This window comes from Mycobacterium sp. 1164966.3 (genome assembly GCF_001665395.1).
Lineage (GTDB): Bacteria > Actinomycetota > Actinomycetes > Mycobacteriales > Mycobacteriaceae > Mycobacterium.
Genome location: NZ_LZSG01000032.1, coordinates 1 through 14775, shown reverse-complemented (window position 1 = coordinate 14775; position 14775 = coordinate 1). Strand labels below are relative to the sequence as shown.

General features: G+C 67.8%; 13 protein-coding genes and 1 pseudogene. 11 read left to right on the top strand and 3 right to left on the bottom strand.

The features are described from left to right. Positions 1-12: 12 nt before the first annotated feature. Positions 13-1032, bottom strand: a complete 1020-nt coding sequence (locus A9W99_RS10565; RefSeq protein WP_067376854.1) for an alpha/beta hydrolase — start codon at positions 1030-1032, stop codon at positions 13-15. A 128-nt stretch (positions 1033-1160) separates the two neighbouring features. Here A9W99_RS10565 and mqo point away from each other — a divergent pair, with 128 nt between their 5' ends. From mqo to A9W99_RS10525, 8 genes are all read left to right on the top strand, one after another. Beyond that, positions 1161-2645 carry a malate dehydrogenase (quinone) gene (gene mqo, locus A9W99_RS10560; protein ID WP_156623048.1) on the top strand — a complete coding sequence of 495 codons (1485 nt, stop codon included), beginning with the start codon at positions 1161-1163 and terminating at the stop codon, positions 2643-2645. Next, positions 2638-3108, top strand: a complete 471-nt coding sequence (locus tag A9W99_RS10555; RefSeq protein WP_067376642.1) for a GNAT family N-acetyltransferase — start codon at positions 2638-2640, stop codon at positions 3106-3108. Before mqo ends, A9W99_RS10555 begins: the two co-directional genes overlap by 8 nt. Further along, positions 3105-4940, top strand: coding sequence for a magnesium chelatase subunit D family protein (locus tag A9W99_RS10550; RefSeq protein WP_067376639.1), 1836 nt, complete (start codon positions 3105-3107; stop codon positions 4938-4940). Before A9W99_RS10555 ends, A9W99_RS10550 begins: the two co-directional genes overlap by 4 nt. A 20-nt stretch (positions 4941-4960) precedes the next feature. After that, a complete protein-coding gene (gene cobO, locus A9W99_RS10545) occupies positions 4961-5575 on the top strand; it encodes a cob(I)yrinic acid a,c-diamide adenosyltransferase (RefSeq protein ID WP_067376636.1) in 615 nt (204 codons plus the stop codon). 25 nt (positions 5576-5600) lie between these two features. After that, positions 5601-6980: a cobyrinate a,c-diamide synthase gene (locus A9W99_RS10540; protein WP_067376634.1), complete on the top strand. Its 1380-nt coding sequence runs from the start codon at positions 5601-5603 to the stop codon at positions 6978-6980. Positions 6981-6989: 9 nt separating this feature from the next. Continuing rightward, complete coding sequence (cobA, locus tag A9W99_RS10535; RefSeq protein ID WP_067376631.1) at positions 6990-8225, top strand: uroporphyrinogen-III C-methyltransferase; 1236 nt, start codon at positions 6990-6992, stop codon at positions 8223-8225. A 22-nt stretch (positions 8226-8247) separates the two neighbouring features. Continuing rightward, positions 8248-9840, top strand: coding sequence for an MFS transporter (locus A9W99_RS10530; protein ID WP_067376628.1), 1593 nt, complete (start codon positions 8248-8250; stop codon positions 9838-9840). A gap of 108 nt (positions 9841-9948) precedes the next feature. Further along, entirely contained in the window at positions 9949-11697 is a 1749-nt protein-coding gene (locus A9W99_RS10525; RefSeq protein WP_067376626.1) for a proline--tRNA ligase, read from the top strand. Between the two features lie 10 nt (positions 11698-11707). Here A9W99_RS10525 and A9W99_RS10520 read toward each other — a convergent pair whose 3' ends face one another. Beyond that, on the bottom strand, positions 11708-12196 hold the full coding sequence (locus tag A9W99_RS10520) for a ferritin-like domain-containing protein (RefSeq protein ID WP_067376623.1): 489 nt from the start codon (positions 12194-12196) through the stop codon (positions 11708-11710). Beyond that, complete coding sequence (locus tag A9W99_RS10515) at positions 12193-12693, bottom strand: hypothetical protein (protein WP_371514946.1); 501 nt, start codon at positions 12691-12693, stop codon at positions 12193-12195. The genes A9W99_RS10520 and A9W99_RS10515 overlap by 4 nt, the downstream gene beginning before the upstream one ends. A 235-nt stretch (positions 12694-12928) precedes the next feature. Here A9W99_RS10515 and rimP point away from each other — a divergent pair, with 235 nt between their 5' ends. The 3 genes and pseudogenes from rimP to A9W99_RS10500 all read left to right on the top strand — a co-directional run. Continuing rightward, positions 12929-13456, top strand: coding sequence for a ribosome maturation factor RimP (gene rimP / locus A9W99_RS10510; protein WP_067376851.1), 528 nt, complete (start codon positions 12929-12931; stop codon positions 13454-13456). Then, the gene (nusA, locus tag A9W99_RS10505; protein WP_067376618.1) at positions 13453-14496 is read left to right on the top strand and encodes a transcription termination factor NusA; all 1044 of its coding nucleotides are present in this window, start codon (positions 13453-13455) and stop codon (positions 14494-14496) included. The genes rimP and nusA overlap by 4 nt, the downstream gene beginning before the upstream one ends. A 46-nt stretch (positions 14497-14542) precedes the next feature. After that, a pseudogene (locus A9W99_RS10500) lies at positions 14543-14775 on the top strand (hypothetical protein); the annotation flags it as partial.

Here is a 14775-nt window from a genome sequence, read left to right as displayed (position 1 = left end):
TCGTTGGGCCGCTTACCCTTTCCCTGATGACGGCGCCGAGGCATCGGTGTTGTCCGCTTCCTTGAGGTAGTCGTCCAGCCAGTGGTCAAGGTAGCGATAGGCCAGGCGGCGCGGCTCCGGCAGCGACAAGAAGACGTCGTGCTTGGCGTCTTTCACCGGAATGATGGTGCTGCGGTTGCCGATACAGCCGGACCAGCGAGCGATCTGTCTGACGTCCAGAACCGCGTCGCCGCACTGCAGGGCTGTCGGGCCGGCGTCTTCGCGCACGGTGTGATCCGAACGCAGGATCAGATTGGGCACACCCACGTCGAGTCCGCGCTGCAGCCGGGCCTGGCCGCGGCGCATGGCGTGCAGCCAGCCCGCGGTGATCGGGAAGCCGCCCAGCGGCTTCCATTCCAGGTTGTACTCGAACTCGCCGTGATAGTCGCGGTGGAGGCTGGAGCCGTAACCACCCTCACCCGGTCGGCGGATCACTCCCTTGGCGCGCAGCCGCGACAGCGCGCCGATCGCGGCCGACGTCAGGCCCAGCCGCAGGACAGCCGCGCCCGGCAGATCCAGCCACGGGCTGTTGAGCACCAGGCCGCCGACGCCGGCTCCCGCGGTCGCGCCCCGCCGTCGCAGCCTGTCCAGCCACAGCGCGATGGCCAGCCCGCCGGTCGAGTGGCCGTACACCAGCACCCGGGCCCAACCGGTCTGTTCACCGACGATCGTCAGCGCGTGTTCGAGTTCGGTGTCGTAGTGCGCCAGGTCGGTGATGAAGTGCGGGGTTTGGCCGGCCTGCCGCGACCGGCCACACTTCTGCAGGTCCATCGCATAGAAGGCGAAGCCGCGGTTGGCGAAGTGATCGGCCAACTCGGTGTGGAAGAAGTAGTCGGTGAAACCGTGGATCGCCAGCACTGCGTGATCGGCGCGGGCGGCTTGTCCCGTTTCCGGGCCACGGCGTATCAAGGTTGCGACGATCTCGCCCTCGCCGGCGGGATCAGGCCCGAGCGGGATCGTGTGCTGCCAATACCCGGGCAGGACATCGGGCACCCATCCAGTCGCCCCGACGGTCACGGGGCCAGCTTAAAGCGTGTTCTGCCGGTTTTGCTGTGCGGTGCACAAATCTGGCCGGCCAGACGTCGGGATAACCTTGGGCACGGCTTGGAGGTGACGAGTTTGTGGTTGGGCTAGCCAGTACGGACGTCGTTCTGGTGGGCGCGGGCATTATGAGCGCCACGCTGGGCGCGTTGCTGCGGCGGCTGGAACCGGACTGGTCGATCACACTCGTCGAACGGCTGGACGCCGTCGGCGCCGAAAGCAGCAGCCCCTGGAACAACGCCGGCACCGCCCACTCCGCGCTGTGCGAGCTGAACTACACCCCGGAGCGTCCCGACGGCTCGATCGACATCGCCAAAGCGGTGCGCATCAACGAGGAGTTCCAGGTCACCCGCCAGTTCTGGGCGTACGCCGCGGAGAACGGCATGCTGACCGATCGCGGCTTCCTGAATCCGGTGCCGCATGCAAGCTTCGTGCACGGTGCAACCGGCGTCGATTACCTGCGGCGGCGACGGCAGGCGCTGGCTGACAACCCACTGTTCGCCGCCGTTGAACTGATCGAGGACCCCGACGAATTCGCCCGGCGGTTGCCGTTCATGGCCGCAGGACGCGACTTGCGCGAGCCGGTTGCGCTCAACTGGGCGAAGGACGGCACCGACGTCGACTTCGGTGCCCTGTCCCGGCAGCTCGTCGGCTACGCGGTGCGCAACGGCACTGTCGCATTGTTCGGTCATGAGGTGCGCAATCTGTCACGGCAATCGGACGGCAGCTGGACGTTGACGGTCAACAACCGTCGCACCGGCGAAAAGCGCAAGCTGAAAGCCAAGTTCGTGTTCGCCGGAGCCGGCGGCGACACCCTGCCGCTGCTGCAGAAATCCGGCATCAAGGAGATCAGAGGCTTCGCCGGCTTTCCGATCGGCGGCAGGTTCCTGCGCACCGACAACCCGGAGCTCACCGGCGCGCATCGGGCCAAGGTCTACGGCGCTCCGTCACCGGGTGCCCCACCCCTCGGGGCGCTGCACTTGGACCTGCGCTTCGTCAACGGCAAGCCGTGGCTGGTGTTCGGCCCGTATGCCGGGTGGTCGCCGAAATTCCTGAAACACGGGCACTTCAGCGACCTGCCGCGCTCGGTTAGGCCGAACAACGTGGCGTCCATGCTTGGCGTCGGGATCACCCAGACGACGCTGCTCAGCTATCTGGTCGGCCAATTGCGGCTCAGCCAACCCGACCGCGTACACGTGCTGCGCGAGTTCGCGCCCAGCGCAGTGGATTCCGACTGGGAATTGATCGTAGCCGGCCAGCGGGTGCAGGTCATCAGGCGGGACAGGCGCAAGGGCGGTGTGCTGGAGTTCGACACGACGCTGGTCGACGCTGCCGACGGCAGCGTCATCGGCCTGCTCGGGGGCTCGCCGGGCGCCTCGACGGCGGTGCCGATCATGCTGGAGGTTCTGCAGCGTTGCTTCGGCCACCGGTATCAGTCCTGGCTGCCGACGCTCAAGGAGATGGTGCCGTCGCTGGGGGCGCAGCTTTCCCGCGAACCGGCGCTGTTCGACGAAGTCTGGGCCTGGGGCAGTAAGGCGCTGCAGCTGGAGCACCGGCATGGGTGAAGCATTGCGTCGGGTGTGGGCGAAAGACCTTGACGCCCAAACTCTTTACGAGCTGCTCAAATTGCGCGTGGAGGTTTTCGTCGTCGAACAGGCCTGCCCCTACCCGGAATTGGACGGTCGCGATCTGCTCGCCGAGACCCGGCAGTTCTGGCTGGAAACGCCCGAGGGTGAGGTGATCTGTACGCTACGGCTGATGGAGGAGCACGCTGGGGGCGAGAAGGCATTCCGGGTCGGGCGACTGTGTACCAAACGCAGTGCCCGCGGACAAGGTCACGCCACGCGTCTGCTGGGCGCCGCCCTGGCCGAGGTGGGCGACTATCCCTGCCGGATCGACGCGCAATCATACCTGGCCGACATGTATGCCCAGCACGGATTTGTCCGCGACGGTGAGGATTTCATCGAAGACGGCATTCCGCACCTGCCCATGCTGCGACCCGGCTCCGGTCTGGCAGAGAAGCCGTGAAACCTTATCCGTTCAGCGCGATCGTGGGCCATGAACAGATGCGCCTCGCGCTGCTGCTGTGCGCCGTGCGTCCGGAAATCGGCGGCGCGCTGATCCGCGGCGAGAAGGGCACCGCCAAGTCGACGGCCGTGCGCGGTCTGGCGGCGCTGCTTTCGGCCGCCACCGGCGGCGCGGGAAAGGCCGGCGCAAACCTGGTCGAGATGCCGCTGGGAGCCACCGAAGACCGGGTGATCGGATCCCTGGATTTGCAACGGGTGCTGCGGGACGGCGAGCACGCGTTTTCACCCGGCCTGCTGGCCCGCGCCCACGGCGGCGTCCTCTACGTCGACGAGGTCAACCTGCTGCACGATCACCTGGTCGACGTGCTTCTCGACGCCGCCGCGATGGGACGCGTACATGTGGAACGCGACGGCATCTCGCATTCGCACGAGGCCCGGTTCGTACTGATCGGCACCATGAACCCCGAGGAGGGTGAGCTGCGGCCGCAACTGCTGGACCGGTTCGGTCTCACCGTCGACGTGCACGCGTCGCGCGATGTCGACGTGCGGGTGCGGGTCGTGCAGCAGCGGATGGCCTACGAGGCCGACCCGGACGTGTTCGCCGAACGCTATGCCGACGCCGACGCGGAACTGGCCCGCCGGATCGCGTCGGCACGAGCTCTGGTCGACGATGTGGTGCTGCCGGACAACGAGTTACGACGCATCGCCGGGCTGTGTGCAGCCTTCGACGTCGACGGAATGCGGGCGGATCTGGTGGTGGCCCGTACCGCCGTCGCGCATGCTGCCTGGCGGGGCGCGAAAACCGTTGCGGAGCAGGACATCCGCGTGGCGGCCGAATTGGCGTTGCCGCATCGGCGCCGCCGGGATCCGTTCGACGAGCACGGCATCGATCCGCACGAGCTGGACGAGGCGTTGCGCCAGGCCGGCGATGACCGCGAGCCCGATCCGGATCCGCCGGGAGGTGGGCAGCCAAGTGACATGGAACATGACGCCCAACAGCAGAATTCGTCCACTACAGCTCCGCAGCCACCGCGGCCCAGCGCGCCGCCGTCGAAAGTCTTCCGTACCCGGGCGCTGACCGTTCCCGGGCTCGGTGAGGGCGCGCCGGGCCGACGTTCACGCGCCCGCAACCGGTTCGGCGCCGTGGTGTCGGCCACCGCCGGCGATGCCGTGGGCGACCTGCACGTGTTCGCCACGTTGCTCTCCGCCGCCGAGCAGTGCGCAGCGGCGGGGCCGCTGCGGCCAGGGCCGGATGACATACGCCGGGCGGTCCGCGAAGGGCGCGAGGGCAACCTGGTGATCTTCGTCGTCGACGCTTCGGGTTCGATGGCCGCGCGCGACCGCATGGCCGCGGTCAGCGGGGCCACGCTCTCATTGCTGCGCGACGCCTACCAGCGGCGTGACAAAATCGCGGTGATCACGTTCCGCCAGCACGAGGCGCGGCTGCTGCTTCCGCCGACGTCGTCGGCGCATATCGCGGGCCGGCGGCTGGCCCGGTTTGACACCGGCGGCAAGACGCCACTCGCCGAGGGCCTGCTGGCCGCGCGCGAACTGGTGATCCGCGAACGTATCCGTGACCGCACCCGGCGCCCGCTGGTCGTGGTGCTGACCGACGGCAGAGCCACCGCGGGACCAGATCCGCTGGGCCGCAGCCGAATCGCAGCGGGCCGGCTGGTCGCCGAAGGGGTGGCCGCAGTGGTCGTGGATTGCGAAACATCGTACGTGCGGCTGGGGCTGGCCGGACAGCTGGCCCGTCAACTCGGTGCGCCCGCAGTACGGCTCGCGCAGCTGCACGCCGATCATCTGATGCAGACCGTGCGCAGCGTCGCCTGAGCCGGCGAGGATAGCCGCTTATGCCACAGGGCCGTCCGTCCCAAGTTCCCGATGATGGCCTGACCACACGGGCGCGGCGCAACACGCCGATCCTGGCGGTACACACCGGTGCGGGCAAGGGAAAGTCGACGGCGGCGTTCGGAATGGCGTTGCGGGCGTGGAACGTTGGTCTAGACGTCGCCGTTTTCCAGTTTGTCAAGAGCGCCAAGTGGAAGGTGGGCGAAGAGGCGGCCTTCCGCCGGCTCGGCGACTTGCACGACCGGGAGGGCGTTGGCGGCGCAGTGGAATGGCACAAAATGGGCGCCGGCTGGTCCTGGCGCCGCAAGTCGGGCAGCGAACCGGATCACGCAACGGCGACGGCAGACGGCTGGGCCGAGATCGCTCGCCGGCTGGCCGCTCAGCGGCACGACTTCTACGTGCTCGATGAGTTCACCTATCCGCTGAAGTGGGGTTGGGTCGACGTCGACGACGTGGTGAAGGTCCTGCTGGCCCGCCCGGGCCATCAGCATGTGGTGATTACCGGACGCGATGCGCCCGCGCGGTTGGTCGAGGCCGCCGACCTGGTCACCGAGATGACCAAGGTGAAGCATCCGATGGACGCAGGGCGCAAGGGGCAGAAGGGCATCGAGTGGTGAGTGCCCCGCCGCGCCCGAGCGCTCCATGACCACGCCCGCGGTAGTCATCGCCGCGCCTGCCTCAGGTAGTGGAAAGACCACGCTCGCAACGGGTTTGATCGGAGCACTACGGCGCGCGGGCCATAGCGTGGCGCCGTTCAAAGTGGGCCCAGACTTCATCGACCCCGGCTACCACTCGCTGGCCGCGGGACGGCCCGGCCGCAACCTGGACCCGGTGTTGGTGGGAGAGCAGCTGATCGGCCCGCTCTACCGGCACGGCACGGCCGGTGCCGACATCGCCGTCGTCGAAGGGGTGATGGGGCTGTTCGACGGGCGCATCGGACCCGCCGCCGGGCCGGCCGCGGGCTCCACCGCACATGTGGCCGGTCTGCTCGGCGCCCCGGTTGTCCTGGTGGTCGACGCACGCGGCCAGAGTCACAGCATTGCCGCACTGCTGCACGGTTTTTCCACGTTCGATAGCGCTACGCGGGTAGCTGGCGTGATCCTCAACCGGGTCGGGTCGCCCAGGCATGAGCAGGTGCTGCGACAGGCCTGCGAACAGACCGGTGTCCCGGTCCTCGGAGCGATTCCCCGGGTTGCTGAATTGGAGCTGCCGACAAGGTATCTGGGGTTGGTCACCGCCGTCGAATACGGCCGTCGCGCGCGGCTCGCGGTGGAAGCGATGACCACTCTGGTGGCTCAACACGTCGATCTCACAACCGTTTTCGCAGCTGCCACCAGCCGGGTCGCCGGCCTGGCGTGGGATCCGGTGGCCGCGGTGGGCGAGGCCGGCACCGGAAGCGCCGGAACATCGCGGGTCGCATTGGCGACCGGGAAGGCATTCAGCTTCGGGTATGCCGAACATGCCGAGCTCTTGGGAGCCGCGGGTGCGGAGGTGGTCGGGTTCGACCCGCTCGTCGACGCCTTGCCCGGCGACACGGATGCGGTGGTGCTGCCCGGCGGTTTTCCCGAACAGTTCACCGCAGAGCTGTCCGCCAACGACGTCGCCCGCGGGCAGATCAACCAGCTGGCCGCGGCCGGAGCGCCGGTGCATGCCGAATGTGCCGGCCTGGTCTACCTGGTATCGCAGCTCGACGGACACCCGATGTGCGACGTGCTGGCCGGATCGGCGAAATTCACGCCGCACCTGAACCTGGGATACCGCGAGGCCGTCGCAATCTCCGATTCCCCGATGTACCGCGCGGGCCAACGAATGGTCGGCCACGAATTCCACCGCACTGCGGTCACATTCACCGCCGGCTATCAGCCGGCTTGGGGATACCGGCAGCCTGACGCAGGCCACGTGCGAGAAGGGGCGGTACACGCCGGTGTGCACGCGTCGTACCTGCACACTCATCCGGCCGCGGCACCCGAAGCCGTTGCGCGCTTCGTCGCCCACGCGGCGAATTGGCGACCCAGCTTTTAGGCTTGCCGGGTGACTGAGAGCCCCTACCTGGTGGGCCTGCGACTGGCCGGCAAGAAGGTTGTCGTGGTCGGTGGCGGCACGGTCGCCCAGCGCCGGCTGCCGCTGCTCATCGCCAGCGGCGCAGACGTGCACGTCATCTCCCGCAGCGCGACCCGCGCGGTCGAGGCAATGGAGGGCATCACCCTGTTGGTGCGCGAATATCGCGACGGCGACCTGGACGGTGCCTGGTACGCGATCGCGGCAACCGACGACCCGCAGGTGAACGCCGCCGTCGTCGCCGACGCCGATCGCCGCCGGATCTTCTGCGTCCGCGCCGACATCGCCCTCGAGGGGAGCGCGGTGACACCCGCGTCGTTCAGCTATGCCGGGCTGTCGGTCGGGGTGCTGGCCGGCGGTGAGCACCGCCGGTCGGCGGCCATCCGATCGGCCATCCGCGAGGCGTTGCAGACCGGGATGATCACCCCGGAAAACCCGCTGGACCCGGAGAGTTCCGATGTGGTGCGCGGTGGGGTGGCGCTGGTCGGGGGAGGTCCCGGCGATCCCGAACTGATCACGGTGCGCGGTCGGCGCCTGCTGGCCCATGCCGACGTCGTGGTCGCCGACCGGCTCGCGCCGCCGGAGCTGCTCGCCGAGCTGGCGCCGCACGTCGAAGTCATCGACGCCGCCAAAATCCCGTACGGCCGGGCGATGGCTCAGGACGCCATCAACGCCGTCATGATCGAGCGAGCCCGAGGCGGAAACTTCGTCGTCCGCCTCAAAGGGGGCGATCCGTTCGTGTTCGCGCGCGGGTATGAAGAGGTACTCGCGTGCGCCGACGCCGGAATTCCGGTCATTGTCGTGCCAGGTGTGACAAGCGCCATAGCCGTGCCCGCTTTGGCCGGCGTTCCCGTCACCCACCGGGCCACAAATCACGAATTTGTGGTGGTCAGCGGCCATCTCGCGCCCGACCACCCCGAATCGTTAGTGAATTGGAATGCACTGGCTGCGATGTCCGGCACAATCGTTTTGCTGATGGCGGTCGAACGCATCGAACTTTTCGTCGACGCGCTTCTTAAAGGCGGTCGACCTGCGGATACGCCGGTGCTAGTGGTCCAACACGGCACGACGGCCGCTCAACATACATTGCGGTCGACGCTCGCCGACACGCCGGAGAAGGTCCGCGCGGAGGGGATCCGACCTCCCGCGATCATCGTGATCGGGGCTGTGGCGGGCCTGAGCGCCGTTCGCCGTTTAAACAATTCTTAAGATTACTGTAAGGTAACCCGTTATGACGGCTCTCAACGACACAGAGCGCGCGGTCCAAATGGACACGTCTGCGCGCCCCGATCGTCCGGCCGAGGAGCGCGCTGAGCGCCCGGCGGAGACCGCCCCACAGCGTACGAGCAGGTATTACCCTGCGTGGCTGCCCTCTCGCCGCTTCATCGCCGCGGTTATCGCGATCGGCGGAATGCAGCTGCTGGCGACCATGGACAGCACCGTCGCCATCGTTGCGCTTCCTAAGATTCAGAACGAATTGAGCCTGTCCGACGCAGGTCGCAGCTGGGTGATCACCGCGTATGTGCTGACGTTCGGCGGGTTGATGCTGCTCGGCGGCCGCCTCGGCGACACCATCGGGCGCAAGCGCACTTTCATCGTCGGCGTCGCGCTGTTCACCATCTCTTCCGTGCTGTGCGCGGTGGCCTGGGACGAGGTCACGATGGTCATCGCTCGGCTGTCGCAGGGCGTGGGGTCGGCCATCGCATCGCCCACCGGCCTGGCGCTGGTGGCCACCACCTTCCCCAAGGGGCCCGCTCGTAACGCCGCGACGGCGGTGTTCGCCGCGATGACCGCGGTCGGCTCGGTGATGGGCCTGGTGGTCGGCGGGGCGCTCACCGAGTGGTCTTGGCGCCTCGCCTTCCTGGTGAACGTGCCGATCGGCCTGGTCATGATCTACCTGGCCCGCACGTCGCTGCGGGAAACCAACCGTGAGCGGATGAAGCTCGACGCCACCGGGGCCATGCTGGCCACGCTGGCGTGCACCGCAGCCGTCTTCGCCTTCTCGATGGGTCCGGAAAAGGGCTGGATCTCGGCTACCACCATCGGTTCGGGTGTAGTGGCCTTCGCCGCCGCGATCGCCTTCTTGATCGTGGAGCGCACCGCCGAGAACCCCGTCGTCCCATTCCATTTGTTCAAGGACCGCAACCGGCTGGTCACCTTCAGCGCGATCCTGCTGGCCGGTGGCGTGATGTTCAGCCTCACCGTCTGCATCGGCCTGTACGTGCAGGACATTCTGGGCTACAGCGCGCTGCGGGCGGGCGTCGGCTTCATTCCGTTCGTGATCGCGATGGGAATCGGGCTGGGCGTGTCCTCGCAGCTGGTGTCCCGGTTCTCGCCGCGGGTGCTGACCATCGGCGGTGGATGGCTGCTGCTGGGCGCCATGATCTACGGCTGGGCGTTCATGCACCGCGGTGCGCCTTACTTCCCCAACCTGGTGATGCCGATCGTGGTCGGCGGCATCGGTATCGGCATGGTCGTGGTTCCGTTGACCTTGTCCGCGATCGCCGGCGTCGGCTTCGACCAGATCGGCCCGGTTTCGGCGATCGCGCTGATGCTGCAGAGCCTCGGCGGCCCGTTGGTGCTGGCCGTCATCCAGGCGGTGATCACCTCGCGCACCCTGTACCTGGGCGGAACCACCGTGCCGGTGAAGTTCATGAACGACGTGCAGTTGCAGGCGCTCGACCACGGCTATACCTACGGGCTGCTGTGGGTGGCCGGCACGGCGGTCATCGTCGGCATCATGGCGCTGTTCATCGGGTACACCCCGGAGCAGGTGGCCCACGCCCAGGAAGTCAAGGACGCCATCGAGGCCGGCGAGCTGTAGCCCACCCCCACCTCCCGCGAGAGTGCAACTACCGACGCCGCCACTCGGAAAACGCGTCGCTGGTTGCACTTTCGCGATCCCATCCGCCGCACGTTAGGCTTGCCCGCTGTGGTCACCCGGATGTCGAAACTCTTCCTGCGCACCCTGCGTGACGATCCCGCCGACGCCGAAGTTCCCAGCCACAAACTGCTGATCCGCGCCGGTTACATCCGGCCGGTCGCGCCGGGGTTGTACAGCTGGCTCCCACTCGGGCTGCGGGTGCTGCGCAACATCGAACGAGTAGTTCGCGACGAGATGAATGCCATTGGCGGGCAGGAGATCCTGTTTCCCGCCCTGCTGCCGCGCGGACCGTACCAGATCACCAACCGCTGGACCGAGTATGGCGACAGCGTGTTTCGGCTCAAGGACCGTCGCTCCAACGACTTCCTGCTCGGCCCCACACACGAAGAGCTGTTCACCCTGACCGTCAAGGGCGAATACAGCTCGTACAAAGACTTCCCGCTGGTGCTCTACCAGATCCAGACCAAGTACCGAGATGAGGCGAGGCCGCGGGCCGGCATCTTGCGCGCCAGGGAATTCGTCATGAAGGACTCCTACTCCTTCGACATCGACGCCGCCGGGCTCAAGGCTGCCTACCACGCGCACCGGGAGGCTTACCAACGCATTTTCGAGCGGCTGGGCGTGCGCTATGTCATCGTGTCCGCGGTGTCGGGCGCGATGGGCGGCAGCGCATCCGAAGAGTTCCTGGCCGAGAGCCCCATCGGCGAGGACAGCTTCGTGCGGTGCCTGGAGTCCGGTTACGCGGCCAACGTCGAGGCGGTGGTCACCGCCCGGCCGGAGACATTGCCGGTCAATGGGCTGCCCGAAGCCGTGGTGCATGACACCGGCGACACCCCGACCATCGCGACCCTGGTGGCCTGGGCGAATGAGGCTGACCTCGGCCGCAGCGTCACCGCCGCGGACACCTTGAAGAATGTCCTGGTCAAGGTCCGCCAGCCCGGCGATGAGTGGGAGCTGCTGGCCATCGGCGTGCCAGGTGATCGTGACGTCGACGACAAGCGCCTGGCCGCGGCGCTGGAACCGGCGGAGTTCGCGTTCCTCGGCGACGAGGACTTCGCCAGGTACCCTTTCCTGGTCAAAGGCTATATCGGCCCGAAAGCGCTGCGCGACAACGGCATTCGCTACCTGGTCGACCCGCGAGTGGTCGACGGCAGCAGTTGGATCACCGGCGCCGACGAACCCGGTCGTCATGTCGTCGGATTGGTGGCCGGCCGCGACTTCACCGCCGACGGGACCATCGAGGCCGCCGAGGTGCGCGAGGGTGATCCCTCTCCGGATGGGGCCGGACCGCTGGTCATGGCGCGCGGCATCGAGATCGGGCACATCTTCCAGCTCGGCCAGAAATACACCGACGCTTTCACCGTCGACGTGCTCGGTGAGGACGGCAAACCGGTGCGGCTGATCATGGGCTCCTACGGCATCGGGGTCTCGCGACTGGTCGCCGTCGTCGCCGAACAGCACCATGACGAACTGGGCCTGCGCTGGCCGTCGTCGATCGCGCCGTTCGGCGTTCACCTGGTGATCGCCAACAAGGATGCCGAGGCTCGCGCCGGGGCCGCCGAACTGGCCGGCGAGCTGGATCGGCTGGGCGTCGAGGTGCTGCTCGACGACCGTCAGGCGTCGCCCGGCGTCAAGTTCAAGGATGCCGAGCTGCTAGGCATGCCGTGGATCGTCGTCGTCGGCCGCGGCTGGGCCGACGGCGTGGTCGAGCTGCGCGACCGCTTCAGCGGCCAGACCCGCGAGCTGGCTACCGGCGCCTCGCTGGCCGCCGATATCGCGGCCGCCGTCAGCGGTTAGCTATTCCCGCCTAATCGTTGCCGCCGGGGAAACTCGAGGTGATGGGCCAGGCCCCCAGCACCCGATTCCAGCGCGCAGCCATGACCGCGCTCTGGGTCAGGGCAGTGGACGCGAACGCCCGGTCATCCGCGGTGTCGGCGTGCTCGATGACCGCACGCCAGGCCGTCGCGCCGTCGTTCTCCATCCGCGCGGCCAGCCGCGCGGCGTCGGCTGCGCTGGCTACCAGCATCGGCAATTGATAACCGGCTGCGGCCACCGGGGGAGTGACCTTGCGGGCGGCCAGCATCGCGATGACGTCGTCACGCCGTTGCCGGTGCTGCAGCAGTGCTTCCACCACCAGCTCGTTGACACCAGGCGGCGAAAGCGCGGAGACGATGCCGTAGCCGTAGACCGTCGAATGTTCGATGGTGAGGGCGTCCTCGAGCGCCGAGACGTCGGCGTCTTTGCCGGTGGGTGGGCCGGCCGGGGACGCGTTCGGCGTGGGTTCGGCCGAGGTCATATCGAGGGACCTCCCGGCACCAGCGCAACCGTGTAGGAAGCAGTGCAGGAAGCGGCGATGGAGGCCAGCAGCCCCGCACGGTAGCCCGATGAGCTGGCCACCAGGCGGCCGGCGCTTTCGGCCGAGGCGCGCAGCGAGTCGATCACGTCGGAGACAGGTGGCGGCGGAGGCGGCGGCTGCGAAGCCGGGCCCTGCCCGCTGGGGCTGGGGGCGGTCGTTTCGCTCGACGAAGCGGACAGCTTGCCGGCGGCGCGGGCGATCTCGGTCGCCAGTGCACGCGCGTGCGCCGCCCGCTGGGTGGCGACCACAGTCAGCGCGGCGGCGATCTGCGGCGGGCTGCCGACCGTCTCCGCAGCGGCCGACGCCAGCGCGGTGTCCCGTCTGGCCTGGTCCAACGGGCCCAGCAGCTCTTCGACGGCGGGGGCTTTGGGCGGGGGCTGGCCGCAGGCGGACGCCGTCACCCCGAGCACAGCGAGAGCGGCGCCACCGGCGAGCACACCCCGCCGCTTGATGACGGGTCCTGTGCTTGGCACCCCAACATCCTGCCATTGGGCCGTTCGAGGACACGACTTGTGGCGATCGCGAGCGCGGCGGAGCCGGGCGAAGCGGGTCGCCACCATCAGTAAAGGCGGCGATGACGGCCTCAAGATCTCCTCGTTCGAGCTGGCTTCTGGCGTATCGTTAGCGTTTGGACCTCCAAAGATGCAGACAACTCAAGATGAGGAGCTCGCCGTGGCGACGAGATTGCCGTCACAGAAGCAGGTGATAGAGCTGCTCGATGGCGAGTTCGCGCGCGCCGGTTTTGAGATCGAAGACGTGATCGTTCATCCGACCGCGCGCCCGCCGCGCATCACCGTCGTCGCCGACGGCGATGTCCCCCTGGATCTTGACACGATCGCGGCGCTGTCCCGGTCCGCATCCGGGCTCCTCGATGCGGGCGCCCAGGTCGACGGCCAGTATGTCCTCGAAGTCAGTTCGCCCGGCGTCGATCGACCGCTGACCGCAGAGAAGCACTTCCGCCGAGCCCGCGGACGCAAAGCCGACGTCACGCTGACCGACGGCTCTGTGCTGACCGTTCGGCTCGGCGACGTCATCGACGGTCAGGTTCGGGTGGTGGTCCGCGGCGATCGCGGCGCCAAACCCGAAGTCCGGCAAATTCCCCTCGGCGACATCGCCAGCGCGGCGGTTCAGGTGGAGTTTGGCCGGCCGGATCCACGGGAGATGGAACTGCTCAGTGGTGCAGAGGAGGGCGGCGGATGAACATCGATATGGCCGCGTTGCATGCGATCGAGGTGGACCGTGGCATCTCGGTCAATGAGTTGCTCGAAACAATCAAGTCGGCGCTGCTCACCGCCTACCGCCACACCCAGGGCCACCAGAACGAGGCGCGCATCGACATCGACCGCAAGACCGGCGTCGTCCGCGTGATCGCGCGCGAGCTGGATGCCGACGGCAATCTCATCAGCGAATGGGATGACACTCCCGAGGGCTTTGGCCGTATCGCCGCCACCACAGCCCGGCAGGTGATGCTGCAGCGATTCCGCGACGCCGAAAACGAGCGCACTTATGGTGAGTTCTCCACTCGCGAGGGCGAAATCGTCGCCGGAGTGATCCAGCGTGACAGCCGGGCCAACGCCCGGGGCCTGGTCGTGGTTCGGATGGGCACCGAGAGCAAGGCATCCGAAGGTGTCATCCCGGCCGCCGAGCAGGTTCCCGGTGAGAGCTACGAACACGGCAATCGGCTGCGCTGCTACGTAGTCGGTGTGACGCGCGGCGCCCGTGAGCCGCTGATCACCTTGTCGCGCACCCACCCCAACCTGGTTCGTAAGCTGTTCTCGCTGGAGGTGCCGGAGATCGCCGATGGGTCGGTCGAGATCGTGGCGGTGGCTCGAGAGGCCGGTCACCGGTCCAAGATCGCGGTGGCGTCGCGTGTCCCGGGCCTGAACGCCAAGGGCGCCTGCATCGGTCCCATGGGGCAGCGGGTTCGCAACGTGATGAGCGAGTTGTCCGGCGAAAAGATCGACATCATCGACTACGACGACGACCCGGCCCACTTCGTCGCGAACGCGCTGTCGCCGGCCAAGGTGGTCTCGGTGTCGGTCATCGACCAGACCGCCCGCGCGGCCCGCGTGGTGGTTCCGGATTTCCAGTTGTCGCTGGCGATTGGCAAGGAAGGCCAGAACGCGCGGTTGGCGGCGCGGCTCACCGGGTGGCGCATCGACATCCGCGGTGATTCGCCGGGGCATCCCGAGAGCCAGCACCAGCAGGGTGCCAGTCACGGTATGGCGCACGAGCGCTGAGTTCTAGGCCGGGCATTTGTCATAGGGCTGTGGCATACTCGAACACATGTTCGAACGGGGTGGTGGGTGGTCGCAGGAGCAGGTGATTGCCTACTTCGATGAGTTGGCCGCGCGCTGCGAGTTGCGGGCACCCACCGGCGAGTCGGCGGCGTGGGTGCAGCGGGCCAGTGCGGCGGTGCGTGCGGAGAATCGGGCCGCCGCGGCGCAGTTGGTGGCGATTGGGGAGTTGTTCGCCTACCGGTTGGGGCGGTGTTCGGAGACCGAGGAGTGGGCGGTTGA

Bases quoted from the DNA above. Each gene is read 5' to 3' on its own strand.
- A9W99_RS10530 (WP_067376628.1), top strand. From the start codon at position 8,248: ATGACGGCTCTCAACGACACAGAGCGCGCGGTCCAAATGGACACGTCT.
- nusA (WP_067376618.1), top strand. From the start codon at position 13,453: ATGAACATCGATATGGCCGCGTTGCATGCGATCGAGGTGGACCGTGGC.
- A9W99_RS10520 (WP_067376623.1), bottom strand. From the start codon at position 12,196: ATGACCTCGGCCGAACCCACGCCGAACGCGTCCCCGGCCGGCCCACCC.
- cobO (WP_067376636.1), top strand. From the start codon at position 4,961: ATGCCACAGGGCCGTCCGTCCCAAGTTCCCGATGATGGCCTGACCACA.
- A9W99_RS10555 (WP_067376642.1), top strand. From the start codon at position 2,638: ATGGGTGAAGCATTGCGTCGGGTGTGGGCGAAAGACCTTGACGCCCAA.
- A9W99_RS10540 (WP_067376634.1), top strand. From the start codon at position 5,601: ATGACCACGCCCGCGGTAGTCATCGCCGCGCCTGCCTCAGGTAGTGGA.